Source organism: Clostridium celatum DSM 1785, assembly GCF_000320405.1.
Lineage (GTDB): Bacteria > Bacillota > Clostridia > Clostridiales > Clostridiaceae > Clostridium > Clostridium celatum.
The window spans coordinates 50,911-76,363 of the sequence record NZ_KB291618.1 but is presented as its reverse complement, the minus strand read 5'-3'; the positions used below and the strand labels follow the sequence as shown (position 1 = coordinate 76,363).

The window sequence follows — 25,453 nt, the reverse complement described above, 5'->3', positions numbered from 1 at the left end:
ATCGTATTGAAATTAAATTATAAACAAATTTCGACAATTGACTTAGCAAAAAATGAAAACGTAATACGTTTTTTTAAGGTGAATGGGAACATTACCACAAGTTTTTTATAAGCACTGTGGGAACATTACCACTTATTGAATAAAGCCTTTATTATAAGGTAATTATAAATTTATTAAAAATTAAAAATTAAAAATTATTAGGAGGATTTTAAAATGGGGTCAAATAAGTATTTTGATGCTGCTCAAGATATTTTAAAGTATATCGGTGGGCCAGAAAACGTTGGTAGTGCTGCACATTGTGCAACAAGATTAAGATTAGTATTAAAAGATCAAAACTTAGCTAACAAAGAAGAACTAGAAAAATTAGATATTGTTAAAGGTGCCTTTTTAAATGGAGGTCAATTCCAAATAATAATAGGACAAGGGACAGTAAATAAAGTTTATGCAGAACTTATAAAAATTGCAGGAATTAAAGAAATGAGCACTGCAGAAGTTAAGCAAGAAGGTGCTAAAAAACTAAATCCAATACAAAAGTTAGCTAAGATATTATCAGATATATTTGTTCCAATTATACCAGCTATAGTTGCAGCAGGTTTATTAATGGGATTATTAGGTTTAGCAGGTAAATTTGGATTAGAGCAATACTCTAATACTTGGTGGTGGATGATGCTTGATTGGTTCAGTTCAGCAGCATTTAACTTCTTACCAATATTAGTTGCAATAAGTGCAGCAAAGGTATTTGGATGTAATCCATATTTAGCGGCTACTGTTGGGGGAATAATGATTCACCCTGCTTTACAAAATGCATGGACACAAGGTACTGGATATGAAACTATTAAAGTTTTAGGATTTATAAATATGCCATTACTTGGATATCAAGGAACAGTATTACCTATATTATTAGTTGTATTTATAATGGCATATATAGAAAAGGGTACTAGAAAGATAGTTCCAGAAATGCTTGATATATTAGTAACTCCATTAATAACAGTATTAGTAACTGGATTCTTAGCTTTAGCAGTTGTAGGGCCATTAGCCAATGTTGTTGGAGCAGCAATAAGTATATTCTTAACATTTGCAATATCTAAATTAGGTGTAATTGCTGGACTTATATTTGGAGGAGCATATTCATCAATAGTTATAACAGGAATTCATCATAGTTTCCACGCTGTAGAACTTAATCTTTTAGCTGAAACTGGTGTAAATACATTATTACCAATTTGGTCAATGGCAAATGTAGCTCAAGGGGGAGCATGTTTTGCAGCATTCTTATTAACTAAGAATAAGAAGATGAAGGCTGTAGCTCTTCCATCAGCAGTAAGTACACTATTCGGTATAACAGAAGCAGCTATATTTGGTGTTAATTTAAGATATAAGACTCCATTTATAGGAGCAGCCATTGGTGGAGCTATTGGTGGAGCTTATGTAGTAGCTATGAAAGTTGGAATGACTGCAGTTGGTGTTACTGGAATACCAGGAATAGCCATAACAAATTCTACATCAATGTTACATTATGTTATAGGAATGGTTATAGCAATAGGTGTTGCTTTTGCCGCTACTATGATAATGGGAATTAAAGAAGAAGCTTAATATTTTATAATAAAGAAGAAGTTGTTAAATTAATTTCTTCTTTTTTTATATTAAAAATATAATAGAAGTTATTGTGATTATTTATTTAATTGTATTTTCAAGTATATAAAGATAATAAGTAAATTGTATTTTTTAACAACTAGGCTTTTAAAAGTATATTATTCTAATCATAAAAGGGAAAAATACAGTGCTAAATAGAAAAAAATAAGTGAGAAATCTATTTATACTGAAATTTATGAAAGATATGCCATTTTGTAGTAAAAAGTTAAATTTTATAGTATAATCAAAAACAACAATTGCTAACTATTATTTAATAATAAATAATACATATTATAAGTGGTAGCATATTGATATTAAATTTAAAATTAAATAGGCAAATCTAAAGAAATTTAGAGACGCAAAGCTATAGGGACTAAGGAAGTATTTCTATGTCAGCCAGTTGCCAAAGAGTGCATTATACTTTTTGTTTATAAAGTTTTAAAAGGTTAATAGTATTTATAGAAAATTAAAAGTTATATTTAAATGATAACGTTTAATAATGATACCGATATTTTCTGTAAGTAAAAATTACTTTTATTAAAAGTTTATGTTTATTTTAGCTACTCTTTAGGGAGTAGCTTTTTTAATGTGCTTTTCTGGGGGAAATAATATTTCAGGGGGAAAATGAATGTTAAAAAGAAAGTTATCAACATTAATTTTAGCAACAACAATAACTAATTTAGTTGCTACACCAGTTAATGTGTTTGCAGAAACATTAACAAGAAACAATATTATTGAAACTAATGAAGTGGAGGAGGAAAATAAAACTAATAAAGCTACTATAACTAAATTTACTTTATATGGTAGTGAGTTGTTAGAGAGTTATAATGAAATTTTTAAAATGGACAACTCTAACATAAAATCTATAACTAATAATGGTGGGAAATATTCAAGTAGTACCATAGATAAGGCCATAGATGGAAACTTCCAAACTCATTGGGAAACAGGAATACCTAATAATAGTAATTTTACTAATGAAGTTATAATAACTTTAAATGAAGTAGCTACATTAAATAGAATAGTTTATGCGGCAAGACCAGATGCAGGTGGAAAAGGTTTTGCAGAGGAAGTTGAAATATATTCATCTAATACAGAGGATGGAGAAGACTTTGAACTAGTAGCTTCAGGTCAATATGATGGTTCAATAAGAGATATTGTAGAAATAAAATTTGATGCAACTGAATTTAAGAGGGTAAAATTTGTATTTAAAAAAGCAAATCAAGGATGGGCAAGTGCATCTGAATTTATGTTTTATAAAGAAGATAATATAATAGATAAAATGAATAATATATTTACTAATGATTCAAAAAATCAGTTAAGTGAAGAGTTTAATACTCTAGAAAAACTAGAAGCTTTTGATTTAGAAGCCAGCACACATCCTTTATATAGTGAAATAAGAGAAGATATTAATAATGCTAGAATAACATTAGAAGGAAAAGCATTGGAATTTACAGAGGCTAAGGTATCTAACTTTAAGTCATTTAATGATGAAAGGCTAGCTAGTTATGATGAATTATTCAAAGTGCCGTTAGAGAAAGTTACAAGTATAACAACTAATGGTGGACATTATTCCTCTAATGTTATAGCAAGAGCTATGGATGGAGATGTAAATACAAATTGGCATTCAGGTAAGCAAAATACATCTAGCCATACAAATGAAGTAGTAATAACTTTAGATGAGTTAACTACAATAGATAGAATAATGTATACAAGCCTAGTTTCAAGAGGATTTGCACAAGAATTTGAGATATATGGATCTAGAACTTCTGAGGGGGATACATTTGAGAAAATATCAGATGGGTCTACAAGTATAACAACTAAAAATACTTTACAAATAAAATTTAAAGAAACAGAAGTAAGAAGAATAAAATTTGTATATAAAAAAGGATATGAAAATTGGGCTTTAGCTTCTGAATTTGGTTTATATATGCCAGATGAATTAGATCAAAAAATAGATATATTATTTATAGATGAAAAAATGAATGAAGTTAACCCAGAGTTTGGAACAATTGAAGTTATTAATAATTTAATAGAAGAAGCTAATGGACATCCGTTTAAAGATGAATATATTGAAAAATTAAATATAGCTAAAGAGTTAGTAGAATTTGGAAAAGTTCAAAGCGGTACTGCAAATGTGTCTAAATTTGAACCATTTTATACAAACTATATAAATGAGTATGATGATGTGTATAGAGTTAAAAATTTAAGTATAAGCAACAATGGTGGACAATATTCTAGTTCAGCGATAAAGTATGCAATAGATGAAGATACAAATAGTCATTGGGAAACTGGAAATCCAAATAGTGATTCATTAAGAATGAAGTTATATTAACTTTAGAAGATGCAGAAGTGATAAGTCGTTTAACTTATAAATCAAGAGTCAATGGTAAGGGATTTGCAGAGCAGTTTAGTATATATATATCGCCAGTAGCTTCAGGAGATAATTTCCAAAAAGTAACTGAAGGAAGTTATACAGTAACTAGTGATATGCTAGAGATACAATTTGAAGCTACTAAGGCTAAAAGAGTAAAGTTTGTATTTGATAAGGCTAATCAAAATTGGGCATCAATTTCAGATATAAGATTATATAAAGAGGATTTAGTATCTAAAAAAATAAAAACATTATTTACAAATGGGTTAATGGATATTGTTTCAGAAGAATTTAATACTATAGAAAAGTTAACAGAACTTGAAAATCAGGTTAATGAGCATCCGTTAGCACCAGTTTATTTAAAAGATATACAAATGGCTAAGGATATTATAAATGGTGCATTAGAAACTGTTAAAACTGTTGTGGCAGAACAGTATGGAGATAGAAATGCACATGCAAATAAGAATCTAAAGTTTGGATTTGGTAATAATAATCAACCTACAGGAATAGTTGCTAGAGCGGGGGAAACAATAACTGTATACGTTGATGCAGAACCAGGTGAGCCATTACCACAATTAATGTTTTCTCAACAGGAAGGAAGCTTTGCAAGTTGGGGAAGATCTGTAAGTTTACACATAGGTAAGAATGTAATAACTGTACCAGCTGTTAGTCAAAATGATGGATGGTACAATCATGATGTAACTCCAGGTGGAGCTGTATATATAGTAAATCCTTATACAGAGGAACAGCAAAGTAAAGCACCAGTTATAAGATTTGCATCAGGTTGTGAACAGTTCCCTATGATGGATAAAAATACTGATGAACAAGAATTCTTAGAACTTCTAAAGGATTATAAAGCAAGAGTTGATGCAGATAAGGTAGAAAATCCAAATGTTATGGATAGAAAAATGATAGATGTTGTAGAGGTAGTTTCAGATCATCTTGTATTTACAGGAACTGCAACAGGGGCATATGAAGCTTATATAAATCAAGGTTTTAGTCCAATGAATACTGTAAATATGTATGATGATCATATGGATATGATATTTGAATATTTAGGCATGGATGGAAGTAGTATAAAGAATGATATTAAGTATACTAGAGAGAATATAAGATTAGCTCAACCATTTGGATATATGTATGCTGCATCTGGACATATTGGTGTTCAAGGTGATGTAATGGTATCTATGTTAACTAGTGTAGGTGGCTGGGGTGTTGATCATGAAATGGGGCATAAGCTGGATATAGGAGTAAGAACTATAGGTGAGGTTACAAACAATATGATACCTCAATATTCTTCTTATTATTATAATAAGGCAAATAGAAGAATACCTTTTGAAAGTCATGTTTTTAAGAATGTTATAGCAACTAATAATAACAATTATTATAATGGTGGATACTTTGAAAACTTAGCTGTATTCTGGCAATTAGAAATGATATATCCAGGATATTGGGGAAAATTAAATAGTCAGTATAGAGAAAATAACGTAGTTTTAGATTCTGAAAATTCAGCAAATGATAAATTAAATCAGCTAGCTAAATATTCTAGTATAGCCTTAGAATTAGATTTAAGCGAGCATTTTGAAAGACATGGATTCTGGGTTTCTGATGAGACAAAAGAATTATTAAGTAAATATCCAAAACCAGATATAAAAACTTGGTATGCTAATTATGATTATATAGAGTATGATGGTGAAGGATTTGATAGTAATCCTGAATTAAGTGTTAGTATTCTAAAAGAAAATGAAAATATAAAATTATTATTTAGTGTTAATGAAGATTCTAAAAATGATGTATTAGGTTATGAAATATTTAAAGATGGTAAATTAATTGGATTTACTTCAACTAATAGCTTTGTGGATACAGAATCAATGGTAGGGGAAGATGCAAATTATACTGTTATACCTTATGATAAGAAATTAAATAGTGGAGAAGAGGTAGTAGTAAATTCTCTAACTCCAAGTTTAAATTTACAACAACAATCAATAAGCATAAAACTTAGAGAAGAATTTAATCCAATGGATTTAGTTAAAGCATTAAATTACAATGGTGTAGATATAAGTTCAAATATAGTTATAAATGGAGAAGTAAATGTAAATGAAAAAGGAACTTATCCATTAGAATATACTATTGAGGATAATGGAGTAGTTGTTACAAAAACAGTAAATGTACAAGTTGTAAGTGATTATGATTATTTATCAGATTCAGATTGGAAAAATGCTACAACTCAACATGGAACTCCAAGAAGAAATGCGAATATAAAGGGAAGAATAAATAATGAAACAAAGACTTTTGATAAAGGTTTTGGAATACATGCAAATGGTAAGATAACTTATGATTTATCTAATGAAGATTATGATAATTTTGAGGCATTGGTTGGTGTTGATATGGGAATAACAGCTCAAGCTAACTCAAGCATATCATTTAAGGTTATAGGTGATGGTAAGGTTCTGGCGACTACAGGTGTAATAAAGCATGAAGATAATATGGTAACTATAAATGTTCCAGTTAAGGGTGTTAAAGAATTAGTTATAGAAGTTAATGATGGAGGAAATGGTAATACTTCTGACCATGCAGTAATAGCTAATCCAAAGTTAACTACTAATAATGCTAAACCATCGTTAACTGTTATAGATAAAACTTATAAATTAGGAGAAACAGTAGACTTTATGGAAGGAGTTACTGCATCAGACATAGAAGATGGAGGCTTAACTGATAATGTTGAAATAATTTCTAATAGTTTTGAAGAAAATAAAGTTGGAAGAATTGAGGTTGTTTATAGAGTTACTGATAGTGATAATAATGTGGTTGAAAAGACTTCATATATAACAATATACGAGGAGTTAGTCACTACTAAATCAAAGTATGGTTTATTTAATGATTTAGAAGCTTATAATGAAAAGTTTAAAATACCAGTAGTTTCAGTTTCTAATAATGGTGGAAACTATGGAAGTAGTGTTATTGGTTATGCAATAGATAATAATAGAAATACACATTGGGAAACAGGAAAACCAAATAGCCTTTCATTCCAAAATGAAGTTATATTTGATTTAGGTGAAATTAATGAAATAGATAAAATTGCTTATGCTGCTAGAAATGGTGGAAAAGGATTTGCAACTAAGTTTGAAATTTATATTTCTACTGAAGCAGAAGGAAATGACTTTAGACTAGCAGGTACTGGTTCGTACAATGGAAGTGTTAATGATGTTATTGAAATTGATATAACTAAAACAGAAGCAAGAAGAGTGAAATTTAAATTTATTGAAGCAAATCAAAATTGGGCAAGTATAGGGGAGATGTCATTCTATAAGAGTGATGAATTATCAGATAAGATTACAAATGAACTATTTACTGATAGTAATAAAAATGAAGTAAGTGAAAAATATAATACTTTAGAAAAGCTAGAAGTTTTAAGAGAAGAGGTTGATGCTCATCCAGCAAGGGAGCTTTTCCAAGATGACTTAAATAGAGCTGAACAAATTATAAGAAATAAGTTCCCAAGCTTAGTAGTAGGTGGAACAGAATATGTTAAGTTAAGAAGTGAATATGACTTAATGTCATCTGTAAGTGCAAATGATCAAGAAGATGGAGACATAACTAATAAAGTAATAGTTAATGCAAATGATTTTACAACTAATAAAACAGGTGAATATAAAGTTTCATATACAGTAACAGATAATGATGGAAATGTTGCTACTTTAGAAAAAACTATTATAGTTTATAGTGATTTAGAATATTTATCTGATATTGAATGGACTTCTGCAAGAACTGATTATGGTCAAGTAAGAAAAGACTTAGCTTCAGTTGGAGCTAAAATTAAATTAAGTGTAAATGGCGAGGAAAAGATATTTGATAAAGGTATTGGAACTCATGCAAATTCAGAGATAGTTTATAACTTAGAAGGTACAAATTATAAATATTTTGAAACTTACGTTGGTATAGATAGAAATATTACAAAGCAAAATAATTCAAGTGTAATATTCAAAATTTATGCTGATGATTTAGAAGTTTATAATAGTGGACTTATGAAATGGGAAGATGATGCTAAATTAGTAAGGATTCCATTAGAAGGAGTATCAGAGTTGAAGATTATTGCTGATAATGCAGGTAATGGTAATGCATCAGATCATGCTAGTTTTGGTGATGCCAAATTCTTAATATTAAATTCGGTTCCAAAGATTAATGTACCAAAATCAGTATCTACAAAAGTAGGTCATCCTATAGAATTAAATGAAGAGTATTCTGCAACTGATGCTGAAGATGGAGATTTAACATCTAATATTGAAGTATTAGGAGAAGTTAATTTTAATAAAGCTGGAAAGTATGAATTAACTTACAAGGTAACAGATTCTGATGGAAATACAAGTATAAAAACAAGAAGTGTTGCAGTAGTTGACATGAATGATTATAAGTATTTAACAGAATATGATTGGAAATCAACTAATAATAGTTACACTGCACCTAGAAAGGATATATCAATAAGTGGAAGAACGTTAAGGTTAACAGATGAAAATGGACAAGAGATATCTTATGAAAGAGGTATAGGAGCTCATTCAACATCAACGATAATTTATGATTTAAGTGATAAAGATTATGCATACTTTAGTTCATATGTTGGTGTAGATAGACAAATGTACGGAACTGTTGGATCTGTAACTTTTGAAGTTTGGGTTGATGGCGATAAGAAGTTTGATAGTGGATTAATGACATCGAGAGATGCACAAAAATATGTTGAAGTAGATATTAATGGAGCTAAGGAATTAAAGCTTGTTGTAACTGATGGTGGAAATGGTAATGGTTCAGATCATGCAACATGGGGAGATACTAAATTACACTTTGCCAATAATGAAGGTATTGAAATAAATAGAGCTAAATTAGATGAATTAATTGAAAGCATTAATAACTTAAATAAAGATATTTATACTGAAGAAAGTTTCGATAATTTACAAATGGTTTTAGAAGAAGTTAATGTAGATTTAGCTAATGGATATACTCAAGAAGAGGTTGATAACTTGTTTGTTAAACTAAATGAAGCATATGAAAATTTAGAACAAGCTATTGATTTATCAGAAGTAGTAAATATTCCAGATGAATATCTGAAGAGAGCTATTAAGGCACAATTAAATATATCATCAGATGCTATAACTATAGGAGATATATATAATCTTATTGAGTTAAATGCTATTGGATATGGAATTTCAAACCTAGAAGGATTGCAATATGCTAAGAACTTGGAGTCATTAAATATTCAGTATAATGAAATAAAGAATCTAGTACCAATAAAGAATCTTGAAAAATTAACTGACGTAAAAGCTATGTATCAAAATATAGTTGCAGGTAGTCTTTATAAAAAAGATAATAAAATAACTATAAACTTCGATGTTATAAACAGAAAAGGGGAAAAGTTAAATCCAACACAAATAATAGTGAGAAATAACAAAACCTTGGAAGATACGATTCTTAATGTAGAAGAGTGTATAGATGAAAATGGATTAATATCTTTTGATACAGTAGAATTCGATCAATTTATGCATACTGTATACTTGGGATATGAAGATAGAGAAGATAATTATCTAGCTCAAGTTATATATATGTTTGACAATAGATAAATACGAATTTTACTAAGGTAAGTATAAGACTATACCATATGAAAAACTAATATCATAATATGATATATATTTCGATATTAAGTTTATAAAGAAAGTGTAAAATAAAAATAAATTATATAGGTAATTAATTTTAAAAATAGTAGCTATATTTGTATAAAAATAAATATAGTTGCTATTTTTTTATTTATCATATTTATAAATGAGTTTAAAGGTTGTGTAGAAATAAATATAAGGAAATATAGTTAAGAAAGAGAAAGTGTAATTTTCAGAAGGTTGGATAAAGTAACATTTTAATTTTTACTTAATAAAATAATAATAGGTAAAGTTAAGGTGGTGAGGGTGTGAGTAAAAGGAAACCTAGATTTATTAAGGTTATTAAAAGATGTTGGAGTGAGATAAGTTTTAAAGATAAGGGATTAATATTAATTATGATAATTTTAATTATACAATGTATTCATAACTTATATACCCCTGATCCTACTAACACAGATTATGTCACTGTAAATGTAATGATTAGAACTAGTGTTGCTAGTATATTTGGATATTTTTTAAGCTCTAACTTTTTGGTTAGAAACAAAGAGGAAGAGTCTTATATAGATGAGGAAAATGACTATAAGTTTAAGATTTTAAACAATGAATTACAAGAAGATAATATAAGGGGAAAAGTTGAAACTGAATATGATGAAGAAAAAGAAATAACACGAGAAAAAGAAAGATACTTTTGTAATAAAACACTACAGAATGCTATAGCTATAATTTTATGTATCACAATTATTATATCTCTAATAATTGGAGTAAACTTTAATATAATTCCGGCAGGAGCAGACTCGAAAATATCTCAATTTAGAGATTTAATTAGCGGATGTATAGGATTTCTTTTAGGTAATTCAAGTAAAGATAAAAAGTAATATAAGTTATAGATGAATTAAAATTTAATTTATCTATAACTTATATTATGTTTCTCATTAATATAGATGTTTAAATTATAGAATAAAAAGGGGGATATTTCTAAGAAAAATATATGGACTAACATAGGATAAATGATATAATATTTTCATAAGCGTAGTATTTTATAATTTATGAAATTATAAAGAGGGGATAAGTAATTCGATTTCAATATATTTTTTTGAAAATGAGGGAACGTTCCCATTAAGGATAATTTAGGAGGAAAATAAATGAAAAAAGTAATTTCAATCGGAGAAGCTTTAATAGACTTTATACCTCATGAAAAAGGAGTAGCTTTAAAGGATGTAAGCAATTTCTTAAGAGTTGCTGGTGGAGCACCACTTAATGTTGCTGCTGCTGTTTCAAAATTAGGTGGTAAATCTGTAATGTTAACTAAACTAGGTGTTGATGGATTTGGAGATCATATATTAGAAGAAGTTAAACCATTAGGGGTTGATGTTTCAAATGTTTTAAGAACAAAAGAAGCTAACACAGCTTTAGCTTTTGTTTCATTAAAAGAAGATGGAGAAAGAGATTTCTCATTCTACAGAAATCCAAGTGCAGACATGCTATTAAATGCATCAGAAATAAAAGAAGAAGTATTTTCAGAAGGTGGAATATTACACTTCTGTTCAGTAAGTTTAATAGATGCTCCAATAAAAGATGCTCATAGAAGAGCTATAGAATTAGCTAAGAAAAATAATTGCTTAATAAGCTTTGACCCAAATGTTAGATTGCCATTATGGGAAATTCCAGAAGCTTGCAAAGAAGCAATATTAGAATTCTTACCATTTGCAAACATTGTTAAAATAAGTGATGAAGAATTAGAATTTATAACTGGAATAGCTGATGAAACAGAAGCATTAAACTTCTTATTACAAGGAGCTGTTGAAGTTATAATATACACTAAAGGAACTAATGGAGCAGAATTTATAACAAAAGAAAGGAAAATATTCTCGCCATCATTTAAGGTAGAAGCTCAAGATACAACAGGGGCTGGAGATTCATTTATAGGATCATTCCTATACCAAGTTGCTGAAGGAGATAATACTTTAGAAAGCTTAGTTAGCTTAAATGAAGAAAAAGTAAAAGAAATATTAACATTCTCAAATGCAACAGCTGCTTTAACAGTATGTAAGAGAGGTGCTATAGGAGCTTTACCAACTAAGGAAGAAGTATTAACTTTAGCACAAGGGAGATAATAGTTTTATGTTAAGAAAAGAGTTCGATAAGCAAATAAAGGACTGTATGGACGGAAATTTAGCGGCTGTAAAAAATGATAAATGGAGAAATAAGTATCATATAATGGCTCCAATAGGTTGGATAAATGATCCAAATGGATTATGTGAATTTAATGGAGAGTATCACTGTTTCTATCAATATTCACCACTTACTCCAATGGGAGGATTAAAATTCTGGGGTCAATATACATCTAAGGATTTAGTTAATTGGGAAGATAGAGGGGTAGCTCTTTATCCAGATATAGCTGAAGATAAAGATGGTGTTTATTCAGGTTCTGCATTTGTGAAAGATGATACAGTTTATTTCTTTTATACAGGGAATGTTAAACATGCAGGAGAGCATGATTATATTTTAACTGGAAGAGAACAAAATGTTATACTTGTAACTAGTAAAGATGGAGTTAACTTTTCAGAAAAGACAGTAGTGCTTAGAAATGAAGATTTCCCAAGTAATATGTCACTTCATGTTAGAGATCCTAAAGTTTGGGAAGAAGATGGAGTTTATTACATGGTATTAGGTGCTAGAACTGTTGATGATAAAGGTTGTATTTTATTATATAAATCAAAAGACCTTTATAATTGGGAGTTTAATTCAATACCAGCAGGCGAAAGAGATGATATGGGATATATGTGGGAATGTCCAGATACATTTAAACTAGAAGGTAAAGATGTATTTATGTTTTCACCACAAGGAATAGATGCAGAAGGTTATAAGTATAATAATGTATATCAAAGTGGATATGCTGTTGGAAACTTTGACGAGGGTAAAAAGCATTTAGAACTTGGAGACTTCATTGAGATAGATAGAGGATTTGATTTCTATGCACCACAAACATTTGAAGATAGCAAGAATAGAAGAATAATGATAGGATGGATGGGAGTTCCAGATGCAGTTATACATAGGAATCCAACTATAGATAACTTTTGGCAACATGCATTAACTATTCCAAGAGAATTAATTTTAAAAAATGATAAAATATATCAAGTACCAGTTATTGAATTAGAAACTTTAAGAAAAGGTGAAGCTTACAAGGCTGAAGTTTCTTTAGAAGAAGGAAAAACTTTAGAAATATTCGAAAACAATACTTTTGAGTTAAATATTGATTTAAAGAATTGTAATGACTTTAGAGTTTCATTAAGAGAAGATTGTGTACTTTCATTTAAAGATGGAGTATTCAAATTAGAACTTGGAAAATCAGGTTATGGAAGAGCTATGAGAGCTGTGGAAATTAATTCTATAGATTCTTTAAAAATATTCTCTGATAATTCTATTTTAGAGATATTCCTAAATGATGGAGAAGAGGTATTTACTACTAGAATTTATAATGATTCAATAGATAAGTGCCTAAAGCTTGAAGGAACAGGAACTGCTTTAATAGAAAAGTGGAATTTGTAAAAAAGTATTCATAAAATCAATATTCATAAAATAAATATTGATAATACTAATTTAATATATATAATGAAAATAAAGGGATTCTAATTGTTTTAAACTTTTACCACCAATAGGAGTTTAGCATTTGGGAAATCAGTATCATTTTCAACAAAAATGAATAGTATATATTAGTTAAGTAAAAGAGATGGTAAGGCTTATGAAAGTGCATAGGTCTTATCATTTTTTTTGGTTTAATATAAAAACTCATAATCTCTCCATAATTGTTTTATATAATTTGAAAGTAGATTATTTTAGGAGAGTGATTATATGGACGATATACCCTTAGGAATTAAAAAAATAGATAAATTAAATAGGTTAAGTAGTTCATATATAGCAGAGATTGGTTAATTATCGTTAGTTTTTATTATGTAATTTTGTTATATATGAGCTTTATAAGGAGGCAATTATGACAAAAGAATTATTAAAAATTATTGAGTACAAAAATATGGGGCAATTAAGTCAAGAACTGCAAAAAATGAATCCTGTAGATATAGCAAAAAGTATGGAATTATTAGATGATAAATCTTTGCTAGTAGTTTTTAGACTTTTAACTAAAGATACTTCTGTAGAAGTGTTTTCATATTTAGATAAAAAATCACAGCAAAAGATTATAGAATTAATTACAGATAATGAATTAAAAGATATAATTGAAAATTTATTCTTAGATGATACAGTAGATATAATAGAAGAATTACCAGCTAATATAGTAGGAAAAGTAATTTTAAATACTTCATTAGAAAAAAGACAGTTAATAAATCAATTTTTAAAGTACAAAGAGGATTCTGCCGGAGCTATTATGACTATAGAGTTTGTAGATTTTAAGGAGCAGATGACTATAAAAGAAGCTATAAATCATACTAGAAAAATAGGTATAAATAAAGAGTCGTTAGATAACTGTTTTATAATAAATAAAGAAAGAGTATTAAAAGGGGTTATATCCTTAAAAGATTTAATTTTAAGTAATGAAGAAATGTTAGTTTCGCAGGTGATGGACACAAATATAGTTTCTGTTAAAACATCGGAAGATCAAGAAAAGGTAGCAGCCTTGTTCAAAACATATGATTTATTATCTATGCCTGTAGTAGACAATGAAAATAGATTAGTTGGAATTATAACTGTAGATGATATTGTAGATATTATTGAACAAGAAAATACTGAGGATTTTCAAAAAATGGCTGGGATAGAGCCAAATGAAGAGCCATACTTAAAAACACCAATTTTAAAGTTAGCAAAAAATAGAATAATATGGTTGCTTGTATTAATGATATCAGCAACATTTACTGGAGCAATAATTCAAGGTTTTGAAGAAGTTCTACAATCAGTAGTTATATTGGCATCATTTATACCTATGCTAATGGATACTGGTGGTAATTCAGGGTCTCAATCATCAACATTAATTATAAGAGGACTAGCATTAGGTGAAATAACTACAAAAGACTTTTTTAAAGTAATATTTAAAGAATTTAGAGTAAGTATAGTAGTAGCAACAGTTTTGGCAGTGGTAAATTTCCTGAGATTATATATCTTTACTAGTGCAGATATTATGATTTCATTTACAGTATGTATAAGTTTATTTTTTACTGTTGTATTAGCTAAGGTTGTAGGGGGAATTTTACCTATAATATCAAAAAAATTAAATTTAGATCCGGCAATAATGGCAAGCCCTCTTATTACAACAATAGTAGATGCTTTTGCATTAATAGTATATTTTGGCTTTGCTAAAATATTTTTAGGAATATAAAATTTACAAAGAGTTGTTATAAAAAATATTTTATGCAACTCTTTAAGTGTTTTTATGAATAATATTATTGTAATATTAAATTATAAATTTTTAGGAGGATATTATGATAAGCATATTAATAGTTGATGATGAAAAGAAAATATGTGAATTTATAAAAGCTTTTTTAGATAATGAAGGATACTATACAGAAGTTGCTTATGATGGAAAAAGTGCTATAGATAAATTTAATTCAAAGAAATATAATTTAATAATATTAGATAGAATGATTCCAGATATAAGTGGAGAAAAAATATGTGAATATATAAGAAGGGGATCTGATGTTCCAATAGTTATGTTGACAGCAAAAATAGAAGATGAAGATAAAATAGATGGATTTAAATTAGGGTGTGATGATTATATTTGCAAGCCGTTCAATATAAATGAATTAATATTAAGAATAAAGGCTATTTTAAAAAGAAGCAATAATTTGAATGAAAAAGAAATTATAAGATATGATGATGAATTAGAAATAAACATGTCCTCTCATGAGGTTAAGGTTAGAGGTGAATATGTAAGTTTAACTAATACAGAATATAAGATATTACTTACATTAATAAATAATCCTAAGAAGATATATACGCGAGATAAATTATTAGAGAATGCTATTGATGGATATTATGAAAAAGGTGATAGAGCTATAGATAGTCATATAAAAAATTTACGCCAAAAATTAGAGATAGATTCAAGAAATCCAAGAATAATTCAAACTGTATATGGAGTTGGATATAGATTTGGATTATAAAAGTAAATTAAGATCAATAAATAGTAAGCTTATAATATCTTTCACTTTTATTATGATTGCAACTATTATAGCAATAAGATTTTTTGTAAATACAAGCTTTAAGGCTTCGTTTGAGAAGTATGTTGATGATAGTAATAAGACTGAAGTAGATCACTTATTAGATATTGATATTAAAAATATATATGTAAATAATGATTGGGATATTGAGTTAATAGAAAATTTAGGCGTAGATGCAATAAGAAAAGGAATTGCAATTGAGATATATGATGAGAGCAATGATAAAATATGGAGTGTATTTGAAGATGAAAAGGTGTTATCAGATATTACCTTAAGAAAAATAAGTAATAATATGCAAAGTATAGAACGAAAATGGGATGATTATTTTAAAGAGTATAAGGTTAATATTATCGATATAGATGGAAAGTTAGTTGGATATGCGTATATAGGTCATTATGCATCAACTTATTATATGGAAAATGATGTGGAACTTTTTAATGCTATCAATAAAATTATATTTATAATAGGAGTAATTTCTATAAGTAGCATTATAATAATTTCAATAATAATATCTAAATCTATAGCAAACCCTATTTCTAAAGTAGCAAAAATGACAAAAACCATAGAGCAAGGAAATTATAAAAAGGAATTAGAGTACAAAAGTAATATAAGAGAAGTTGATGATCTTATAGATTCTATAAATAAATTGGCCACTGCTTTAAATAAGCAAGAAAATTTAAGGAAACAATTAACTGGAGATATAGCACATGAGCTTAGAACACCATTAACAAGTGTTAAAGGTCATTTAGATGCAATTATTTTAGGAATTTGGGAACCTACAACTGAAAGGCTTGTTAGTATAAATGAAGAAGTAACAAGAATTTCAAAGCTTGTTGATGATTTAAGGAAATTAGCAAAGTTTGATAGTGGAAGAAATACTTTAGAAAAAGAAGTAGTAAACCTGAAAAATTATATAAGAAATATTACTTATAATTATGAGGGGAAAGCACTTGCTAAGAATATAATAATTAAATATCAATTAGAAGATTTAGAAGTTTTAATTGATAAAGAGAAATTTGCACAGGTAATAGTAAATATATTATCTAATGCTATCAAATATAATAAAGGAAATGGTCAAATACATATTAGAACTTTTATAAAAGATAATAATGTTAATTTATCAATTAAGGATAATGGAATTGGTATACCACAAGATGAGATAAGTAATATATTTGAACGATTTTATAGAGTAGATAAATCAAGAGGAAGTGTAAAAGGAATTGGCGTTGGACTTACAATATCCAAATCTATAATAAATGCTCATGGTGGGGATATAAAAGTTATTAGTAAAATAAATGAGGGATCAGAATTTATAATTATTTTACCTAAAGAAAATAGGAAATAAAGTTATAAACATTTATTGGGAAAAATGTTAATTAAAGTGTGAATTGTTTTTTAGTATGTGTGGATAAATTTTTATTTTAAAAATAAAGTAGAGCCTAGACTCCGGGAAGGACAAACTAGGCTCTACAAATAATTAGCACTTTACGTACCAACTGCTTATTTAGAATAACATCTTTCGACAAATAGTGCAAGAACTTTATTTTAAAATATAAATAGTAAATATTAGAAATTTATAATAATAACAATTAGATAGTAAAGAAAAATAATTCTATTTACTTAAATTTTTCTTTATTACCTATATTATTGAGAGTTTGCTAATACTTTAATGGTATAGTTAAGTTGACAGTTAGAGAATCATGTTCTATAATAAAAACACGATATAAATTATCGTTTAAAAATTGAATAGGGAAAGCGTTTATGACCTATTTACCTTAACATGGGGGCGTTTTGGCTTCGACGGGGGTGTGATGGGTTTGATAAGCGGGCCGAGGGAAGCATGTGACCTCGATAATCAGGTATGCACTAAATATAAACGCAGAAGACAATTTTGCATTAGCAGCTTAATATAGCTTGCTCATCAGTCCAGGATGCCTACGTCTTGGGTAGCTGGTGTCATTGAAGTAGGGAACGAAGTCTAGCAAAGCTTTGAGCTAGAGGGGTATTTATGAAGCTAGGGAATTAGGAGTTTGTTTGTGAGCGAACTAAGGACCGAAATTTTAGTCACAAACTACGCTCGTAGAAAGTCAGGCTGGTCTGCTTTCGGACAGGGGTTCGATACCCCTCGCCTCCACCAAATAAGAACGCAAGTAAGGATACAATGGTAAAACCTTGAAATATCAAGGCTTGGCCATTGTATTTTGCTTTTTAAAGATAAATTTAAAACTGATTTTAATAGAGATTTTAGCCGTTTTTAGGTAATTTGAGTATTTGTGCACACCCCTTAGTGGAATTTTCACTAATGGGTGTACATTTTTACGCATAAAGGGGTAAGTATTAAAGAAAATAATAATATGAATAAAGCTATGGAAAAGAATACAAAAGTATAATATAATATATAGTGCTATATTATAAAGATATTAATTAGGAGGAGAGTTATTTTGAGGAATGATTATGCGAAGTTATTTGTAAATAAGTTAGATAATAAAATTGTAAAAGTAAAATATTCTCCAGAGCATGATGATTATTATAGTATTGTAAAAGAAAATTGTACCAAAGGCTATAGGCAGATAATTATTACCTCAAAGATTATGACATCTATTATTGAGGAGTATTTTTATACAAACTCATATAATATTACATCTATAGAGTTTATGGAAGATGATGTAACGTTAAAAAATGAAATTGATTCAATTTTAAGTAAGCTAAGATTAGAGAGAGCATATTTTGGGTTATTATTAGAAAAAATTAATTTTTTATCAGAAGAATCAGCTATTGATATTAGAAGTATTGAACTAAGGGGTAGAAATGATAAGAAAGAAGCAGTTAATATTTCATTACAAGTTAATGGTATAATTGGAATAAATAAAAAATGTTTTGAAGAAGAGTCAGAAATTCTTATTAAAAAGATTGAGAGGTGTCTAAGTTAATGGAGGCATCTTTATTCTTTATAATTGTAAAATGTGTACTTGCTCCTATAATTGCAGTATTTTTGGTGGATAAATGGAATTTGTTTAAGAGTATTACTTTTATACCCAATGATTATGTATTTGAATTTGGACTAGCTGCGTATTTAGGTTTTCTGGAGTGGTTATATGCTGGACTAGTATGGAAAATTAAAGAAAATGAAGCTAAGATTGAATGTTTATTTTACTGTAGTGGACAGCAAGAAAGTATTGAAAGTAATCCAGCTATTCAATTTAGAAATGAAGTTGCTTATATTAATGGTAAAATTAATGTTTCAGGAAAAGTAAAGAAGCTGTGCAAAAATAATGTTTTGATAACAATACCTAATTGGGTAGATATTCAAATAGATAGTTGTGATGATTTAATTGTGATAGAGAATAATGTTTGTAAAATTAAAATTGATAAAATTATCAATTTAAGAGGAGATACTATAGAAAGTACAAGTGTTAAATTTAAAATCGGATTGATAAAGAATTATTCCTCAAATCAAGAGTACTCAACAGTTATCCAGCCTAGCTTAGAAAAAAAGTTTGGCTATAAGTTTACATATAATAAATTTAATTTAAATTAATATGGAGGTAAAATGGTTACTACGAGATGGTCAGATAGTGAGAATAGCATTTTAGATAATGTTATTGAAAGGTTATTGCAAATTCCAGAAGATGATGAGATAGGGGAATCTATAGCATATGCTGATTGGAAAATTAATAAGAAATTTGATGGTAATCCTAAAATTACGCTTAACAATAGAGAAATTAGCTATAATCTAATAAAATATTCATATAATCAAATATCATCAGGAAATCAACCGATAGAGGATAGGACAATACCTAAAAATGGGTTTATAGTTGTTTATTCTAATGGGGTAGGGATTGGTTACATAATTAGTAGAAATTCAGACGGAATGAAATTGTTAAGAAAAATGTTAAAATATTCAGGGAGAAATGAAATTTCTAAAAATAGTTTTGATATAAAAAGTGATTTTTGTATGGTTGATTAGTAAAGTATATACTGGTGAAAATATTATTGAAACAGAAAGTGAGATGTTGGGAAATATTTCGCTTGATACAATAAAAGGATTTAAAGGTGATACAGAAGATTTATTAAATAAAGTTTCGGCAACTGGAGAATCAGTTATAAATATAATAAGTACACTATCATTTTTATTAGAAAGTAAAAATCTAAATCAAATAAAACTTGATTTAGAATATAGAAATCATGAAAACATAGAGTTAGTATTAACTAATAATGGTACTGTAACTACGGCTTTAGAAAGATATCAAGGTGAGTATGAGGAGTTTGATGAAGAAGAATTACTAGCCAAGTTATACTTATTAATATACATTGAAATTCTTCCGTTATTAGTACAAGCTTATAAAACCGATATAGATAATGATAATTGGAATTCACAAAAAAATATTGAATTTTTAAAGATGGTTGCAGCAGATTTATCACAAAAAGTAGAAACAAGGATAGATATGCTAGAAAAAACAAATGGTAAATAGTATTATTTGTTTGTTATAATAATTATTTAAATGGATAATAAATATGCCCTAATACATCACACGCTGAGACGGTTGTAAGGCTGATTAAGAAATAGCCTGGTATCAAAGGTTTAGCGGGTTTTTAGAAAATTTAATAGTGTGTTTTATGTTCCCTAAGACTACGGTCTTGGGGAATTTTTGCGTTAGGGGGTCTAACGATTACACGAAATTAAAATAGCGAATTTAAATATTAAAAGCTAGTAATTAAATTATTAAAATAAAGTATTGACATTGTTATTTTGTGGATGTATACTTAAAACATAAACAAAGAGATAAAAATTTTAAAGAAAACAAGTTAGTAATTAAATTATTAAAAAGAGGTAAGGAGATGTTAAAATGAAAAATGTTAAGAGAGTTATTGATGAAGTATTAGAGGTTCAAAGGGGGGCAATTAGTGTAGAGGAGTTAGATTCAAGTACAGCGATATTGTTATTAGTAGGTTATTGTTCTAACAATGATATTTCTGACAATGTAAATTTAGATGTGATTTTAAATAGTGTCGATATTAAAGCTGCTATTAAAGAAGCATTAGACAACATAGGTGAAGAAGTACAAGAAATAAGAAGTGCTGTATCATATTTAAATAATTTAAAATTATCAAGTGAAGAAATAGCTAAAATACTAGTGATATTGAAAAGTTCATTCTTTAATGCAGAACAATATAGAGATGCATTTGAATATATGTTAGGTAGTACAACAGAATTATCAGGAAAGATGGGAGTTGCGGGATCAACGCCAAATTTTATAAACAAATTAGCAGTTGAAATAGTGGAACCTAAAGATGGAGAGTTTTATGATGGAAATTTTGGAATAGGTGGAGATGCTTTTGAGGCATATAAGTTTGCAGCAAGTTATGGAAATGAGCTTAAAATTTATGGTCAAGAATTAGAGTTAAAAACATATTCAATAGCTTGCATAAGAATGTTTATTAATGGAATTAAATCAGCAGATATAAGAGTTGGAGATGTATTAATAAATCCGGTATTTAAAGAAGGGGAAAATACGATTAAGAAGTTTGACACTGTAATAATGAATCCACCATTTAGCATGATGTGGAAGGATAGAGAAAATGAAATATTAAATGATAAGTATGGAAGATTTATATATGGAACTCCAGGAGTATCAAGTGCTGATTGGTTATTTATATGTAGTGCATTAAAATCATTAAAAGAAAATGGAAAAGCTGTAATAATAACAACTCTTGGTGCATTATTTAGAGCTGGTGCAGAGGAAAGCTTAAGAAAGAAAATTATAGGATTTGATTATATTGAGTCAGTTATAGAGTTAGCAAGTGGATTATTTACTAATACTGCTATACCTTGTGCAATGATTGTATTTAATATGAATAAAAGTGAAGAAATGAAGAATAAGATACAATTCATAAATGCTGATGATATATATGAAAATGTAAGAAGGGGTAAGAATATTTTAAATGCTGAAAATATCAATACAATTTTAGATATCTATAGAAACAAAAAAGTTGTTGATGGTATTAGTTCAATAGTAGAGTTAAACAATATAGAAAATAGTAATATTCTACCAAGTAGAAATGTTGTTAGAACAGAGTTTGAATCTTCTGAATTTGGTAAGGTTAAGATTCATTTAGACAAGCTTAACACATCGAAAACATTAGGTGATATAGGAAGCTTTTTTAGAGGAATAAATGTTACTAGTAAGAACGTTCAAGATGCTAATGGTGAATATAAAATAATAAATCTTGCAGATATTAAAAATGGTAAGTTAGATGTAGAGTCTATGCCAAGGTATTCTATAGAAAATAATGCTAGAGTTGAAACTTACAAGGTTGAAGCAGGGGATATAATAATATCGAATAAGGGTGCAACTAAGATTTGTATCATTCCAGAACATGATGGAGATATTTTAATATCACAAAACTTTATTGGTATAAGATTAAAACAAGGTAATAATCCTCAATATATAAAAGAATTTTTAGAAAGTCCTATAGGTGAATATTTAATTGAAGGTAGAAAAACAGGAACAGCAGTAGCTATGATTAATGCGAAGGATTTAAAGGAGATACCTTTAATAGATATGAGTAGTGAAGAGCAAAATAGGATTATGAATGAATATATAGAAGAAGAGAAAAGTTTAAAAAGAGAGATGGAAGCACTTCAAGCTAAAATAGACAATCTTAAGTTTGATTTATATGATAAAATGAATATAAAAGATATTTTTGAAATAATATAAGTCAAAATCTATATTAGCCTTACTTAATGATAAGTAAGTTAAGTAAGGTTAAGTAGAATTAAGTGGAAAATCAATAATTTATAGATTTAAAAAATAAATTTTAAAATAATGATGATTATATCATAAGAAATTAGATAAAAAATGGAGGAAATGAAATGGCTAACAATAATGAACGTACAGAATTACATCGTACTATTTGGGCGATAGCAAATGACCTAAGAGGGAGTGTTGATGGTTGGGATTTTAAGCAATATGTTTTAGGAATGTTGTTTTATCGTTATATCTCAGAAAATATAACTAATACAATAAATGCAGATGAACATGAAGCGGGAAATACTGATTTTGATTATGCAAAGATTTCAGATGAAGAAGCAGCTGAAATAAAAGATGACTTAGTAAGTTTAAAAGGATTCTTCATTTATCCAAGTGAGCTTTTTGAAAATTTAAAAGAAAGAGCTAAGAATGATGAGGATCTTAATATAACTCTAGAAAAGATTTTTAGAGACATTGAAAATTCATCACAAGGAACAGAAAGTGAAGGAAGTTTTAAGGGCTTATTTGATGATATAGATGTAAATAGCAATAAGCTAGGAGCTACAGTTGCTAAGAGAAATGAAAATTTAGTAAAACTTATAAATGGTATTGCAGATATGAAGTTAGGAGATTATCAAGATAATACTATAGATGCATTTGGTGATGCTTATGAGTATTTAATGGCAATGTATGCTTCAAATGCAGGTAAAAGTGGTGGGGAGTATTACACACCACAAGAAGTATCAGAGCTTTTAACTAGGCTTACTATTGTAGGAAAAACAGAAGTAGATAAAGTATACGATCCAGCTGTTGGAAGTGGATCATTGCTATTAAATTTTGCTAAGATACTTGGAAAAGATAATGTAAGGCAAGGTTTTTATGGGCAAGAAGTAAATATTTCTACCTATAATCTTTGTAGGATTAATATGTTCTTGCATGATATTCCTTATGATAAGTTTGATATTGCACATGAAGATACGCTTATAAACCCACAACACTTAGATGATGGACCATTTGAAGCAATTGTATCTAATCCACCTTATTCAATTAAATGGGAAGGAGACAACAATCCATTACTTATAAATGATCCAAGATTTTCAGATGCCGGAGTATTAGCCCCAAAGTCTAAAGCGGACCTTGCATTTATTATGCATAGCTTATCTAGCCTATCAACTAATGGAACAGCAGCTATAGTTTGTTTCCCAGGGGTAATGTATAGAGGTGGAGCAGAGCAAAAAATAAGAAAATACTTAGTTAGCAATAATTTCGTAGATTGTATTATTCAGTTACCAGAAAACTTATTTTTTGGAACACCAATAGCAACTTGTATTATGGTACTTAAGAAATCAAAAACAGAAAATAAAACATTATTTATAGATGCTTCAAAAGAATTTATAAAAGTAACTAACAATAACAAGTTAACTGAAGATAATATAAAGAAAATAGTTGAGACATATGTAGAGAAAAAAGATAAGATAGAATATTTCTCAAAGCTTGTTAGAAATGAGGATATAGAAAAGGAAAATTATAATCTTTCAGTATCTACGTACGTAGAGCAAGAAGATACAAGAGAAATAATAGATATCGATGTTTTAAATGCTGAGATAAAAGAAATAGTATCAAGAGAAGCTTCATTACGTGATGAAATTGATAAAATTATTGCTGAAATAGAGGTGTAAAATGAGTAGATTAGAAGAACTGATAGAAGCAATGTGTCCAGACGGTGTGGAGTACAAGATGTTAAAAGATATATCAATAATGCAACGTGGAACAGCGGTAACTAAAAAAGATTTAAAAATTGGAGATATTCCGGTAATTTCTGGAGGGAAGGATCCTGCTTATTATTGTGATAAATACAATAGAGAGGGTGAAACAATAACTATTGCAGGAAGTGGGGCTAGTGCAGGGTATGTACAATATTGGAATATGCCTATTTGGGTGTGTGATGCTTTCTCGATAAAGGCAATAGATAACAATTATACAAAATATTTATTTTACTGTTTAACTAATATTCAAGAGTATATATATGGTACAAAAAAAGGTAGTGGGGTTCCACATGTATATATATCAAGTATTGATAAAGTAAAAATTCCAGTTCCGCCGATAGCTATACAAGAAGAAATTGTACGTATTTTAGATAGTTACACAGAACTTAAAACTAAGCTAATATCAGAGTTAACATCAGAGCTAGAAGCAAGACGTAAGCAATATGAATATTATAGGGATGAATTGTTTGGAAAAGATTGTGATGAAATGATAAATAGATGTTTAAAAAACAACATCAAAGTAATTACCCTAGAAGAGCTTGGGAAATTTACCAGAGGCAAAAGATTTGTGAGAAATGATATAAAAGAAGAAGGAGTTCCATGTATACATTATGGAGATTTATATACTTATTTTGGTGTAAGTGCCAAAAAAACTAAGTGCTTTTTAGATAAGGAATTATCTAAAAAAATGCGTTTTGCACATAAAGGTGATGTTGTTATTGTTCAAGCTGGAGAAAATGATATGGATATTGGAATTGGTGTTGCATGGATGGGAGATGAAGATGTTGTAGTGCATGATGCTTGTTATATATTTGAGCATAATATTAATCCGAAATATATTTCATACTATTTAAGAACTAATATTTACCATTTGCAAATAAAAAAATACGTTTCAATCGGGAAAATATGTTCTATTTCGGCACAAGGAATTGGAAAAGCATTAATTCCAATTCCATCACTTGAAGAACAACAGCGTATAGTAGATATTTTAGAGAAATATGATGTTATTTACAAAGGCATTAGTATAGAGATTCAAGCAGAAATTGAAGCAATACAAAAGCAATATGACTATTATAGAGATAAACTTTTGACTTTTAAGGGAAAGAATTAAGGATTATAAAAGGGGGAT

Annotated in this window: 16 protein-coding genes, 1 other RNA gene and 1 riboswitch; all 17 genes read left to right on the top strand. The window is 28.4% G+C overall.

Annotation, left to right across the window (positions count from 1 at the left end; genetic code table 11):
- Nucleotides 1-213 precede the first annotated feature (213 nt).
- Entirely contained in the window at nt 214-1,590 is a 1,377-nt protein-coding gene (locus tag HMPREF0216_RS04400) for a sucrose-specific PTS transporter subunit IIBC (RefSeq protein WP_005211627.1), read from the top strand.
- A 362-nt stretch (nt 1,591-1,952) separates the two neighbouring features.
- A riboswitch (cyclic di-GMP riboswitch) is annotated at nt 1,953-2,037 on the top strand.
- Nucleotides 2,038-2,257: 220 nt separating this feature from the next.
- The gene (locus tag HMPREF0216_RS17480; RefSeq protein ID WP_005211624.1) at nt 2,258-3,961 is read left to right on the top strand and encodes a discoidin domain-containing protein; all 1,704 of its coding nucleotides are present in this window, start codon (nt 2,258-2,260) and stop codon (nt 3,959-3,961) included.
- A 17-nt stretch (nt 3,962-3,978) separates the two neighbouring features.
- Nucleotides 3,979-9,609 (top strand): NPCBM/NEW2 domain-containing protein, encoded by a 5,631-nt coding sequence (locus HMPREF0216_RS17475; RefSeq protein WP_005211621.1) that lies wholly within the window; start codon nt 3,979-3,981, stop codon nt 9,607-9,609.
- A gap of 341 nt (nt 9,610-9,950) precedes the next feature.
- A complete protein-coding gene (locus HMPREF0216_RS04390) occupies nt 9,951-10,517 on the top strand; it encodes a hypothetical protein (protein ID WP_005211620.1) in 567 nt (188 codons plus the stop codon).
- 267 nt (nt 10,518-10,784) lie between these two features.
- Nucleotides 10,785-11,756, top strand: a complete 972-nt coding sequence (locus tag HMPREF0216_RS04385) for a carbohydrate kinase family protein (protein ID WP_005211619.1) — start codon at nt 10,785-10,787, stop codon at nt 11,754-11,756.
- A 7-nt stretch (nt 11,757-11,763) separates the two neighbouring features.
- Nucleotides 11,764-13,191 carry a glycoside hydrolase family 32 protein gene (locus HMPREF0216_RS04380; protein WP_005211609.1) on the top strand — a complete coding sequence of 476 codons (1,428 nt, stop codon included), beginning with the start codon at nt 11,764-11,766 and terminating at the stop codon, nt 13,189-13,191.
- A 442-nt stretch (nt 13,192-13,633) separates the two neighbouring features.
- A complete protein-coding gene (gene mgtE, locus HMPREF0216_RS04375) occupies nt 13,634-14,968 on the top strand; it encodes a magnesium transporter (protein WP_005211607.1) in 1,335 nt (444 codons plus the stop codon).
- Nucleotides 14,969-15,071: 103 nt separating this feature from the next.
- Complete coding sequence (locus HMPREF0216_RS04370; protein WP_005211606.1) at nt 15,072-15,749, top strand: response regulator transcription factor; 678 nt, start codon at nt 15,072-15,074, stop codon at nt 15,747-15,749.
- Nucleotides 15,739-17,151 (top strand): HAMP domain-containing sensor histidine kinase, encoded by a 1,413-nt coding sequence (locus tag HMPREF0216_RS04365; RefSeq protein ID WP_234088521.1) that lies wholly within the window; start codon nt 15,739-15,741, stop codon nt 17,149-17,151. Before HMPREF0216_RS04370 ends, HMPREF0216_RS04365 begins: the two co-directional genes overlap by 11 nt.
- A 437-nt stretch (nt 17,152-17,588) precedes the next feature.
- Nucleotides 17,589-17,943: a transfer-messenger RNA gene (gene ssrA, locus HMPREF0216_RS16685) on the top strand.
- A 304-nt stretch (nt 17,944-18,247) separates the two neighbouring features.
- Entirely contained in the window at nt 18,248-18,736 is a 489-nt protein-coding gene (locus HMPREF0216_RS04360) for a hypothetical protein (RefSeq protein ID WP_005211602.1), read from the top strand.
- Entirely contained in the window at nt 18,736-19,344 is a 609-nt protein-coding gene (locus HMPREF0216_RS04355; protein ID WP_005211600.1) for a hypothetical protein, read from the top strand. The genes HMPREF0216_RS04360 and HMPREF0216_RS04355 overlap by 1 nt, the downstream gene beginning before the upstream one ends.
- A gap of 12 nt (nt 19,345-19,356) precedes the next feature.
- Nucleotides 19,357-19,773, top strand: coding sequence for a hypothetical protein (locus tag HMPREF0216_RS04350; protein WP_005211598.1), 417 nt, complete (start codon nt 19,357-19,359; stop codon nt 19,771-19,773).
- Nucleotides 19,766-20,278, top strand: a complete 513-nt coding sequence (locus HMPREF0216_RS04345; protein ID WP_147576240.1) for a hypothetical protein — start codon at nt 19,766-19,768, stop codon at nt 20,276-20,278. Before HMPREF0216_RS04350 ends, HMPREF0216_RS04345 begins: the two co-directional genes overlap by 8 nt.
- A gap of 375 nt (nt 20,279-20,653) precedes the next feature.
- Nucleotides 20,654-22,525 (top strand): N-6 DNA methylase, encoded by a 1,872-nt coding sequence (locus HMPREF0216_RS04340; protein WP_005211594.1) that lies wholly within the window; start codon nt 20,654-20,656, stop codon nt 22,523-22,525.
- A 155-nt stretch (nt 22,526-22,680) separates the two neighbouring features.
- A complete protein-coding gene (locus HMPREF0216_RS04335; RefSeq protein ID WP_005211592.1) occupies nt 22,681-24,237 on the top strand; it encodes a type I restriction-modification system subunit M in 1,557 nt (518 codons plus the stop codon).
- Between the two features lies 1 nt (nt 24,238).
- Nucleotides 24,239-25,435 carry a restriction endonuclease subunit S gene (locus tag HMPREF0216_RS04330; RefSeq protein ID WP_005211590.1) on the top strand — a complete coding sequence of 399 codons (1,197 nt, stop codon included), beginning with the start codon at nt 24,239-24,241 and terminating at the stop codon, nt 25,433-25,435.
- Nucleotides 25,436-25,453: the final 18 nt, after the last annotated feature.

What these genes read in the sequence shown, in the direction of transcription:
- HMPREF0216_RS04400 (WP_005211627.1), top strand. Translation starts at nt 214, where the DNA reads ATGGGGTCAAATAAGTATTTTGATGCTGCTCAAGATATTTTAAAGTAT.
- HMPREF0216_RS17480 (WP_005211624.1), top strand. Translation starts at nt 2,258, where the DNA reads ATGTTAAAAAGAAAGTTATCAACATTAATTTTAGCAACAACAATAACT.
- HMPREF0216_RS04385 (WP_005211619.1), top strand. Translation starts at nt 10,785, where the DNA reads ATGAAAAAAGTAATTTCAATCGGAGAAGCTTTAATAGACTTTATACCT.
- HMPREF0216_RS04380 (WP_005211609.1), top strand. Translation starts at nt 11,764, where the DNA reads ATGTTAAGAAAAGAGTTCGATAAGCAAATAAAGGACTGTATGGACGGA.
- mgtE (WP_005211607.1), top strand. Translation starts at nt 13,634, where the DNA reads ATGACAAAAGAATTATTAAAAATTATTGAGTACAAAAATATGGGGCAA.
- HMPREF0216_RS04370 (WP_005211606.1), top strand. Translation starts at nt 15,072, where the DNA reads ATGATAAGCATATTAATAGTTGATGATGAAAAGAAAATATGTGAATTT.
- HMPREF0216_RS04355 (WP_005211600.1), top strand. Translation starts at nt 18,736, where the DNA reads ATGGAGGCATCTTTATTCTTTATAATTGTAAAATGTGTACTTGCTCCT.
- HMPREF0216_RS04350 (WP_005211598.1), top strand. Translation starts at nt 19,357, where the DNA reads ATGGTTACTACGAGATGGTCAGATAGTGAGAATAGCATTTTAGATAAT.
- HMPREF0216_RS04340 (WP_005211594.1), top strand. Translation starts at nt 20,654, where the DNA reads ATGAAAAATGTTAAGAGAGTTATTGATGAAGTATTAGAGGTTCAAAGG.
- HMPREF0216_RS04335 (WP_005211592.1), top strand. Translation starts at nt 22,681, where the DNA reads ATGGCTAACAATAATGAACGTACAGAATTACATCGTACTATTTGGGCG.
- HMPREF0216_RS04330 (WP_005211590.1), top strand. Translation starts at nt 24,239, where the DNA reads ATGAGTAGATTAGAAGAACTGATAGAAGCAATGTGTCCAGACGGTGTG.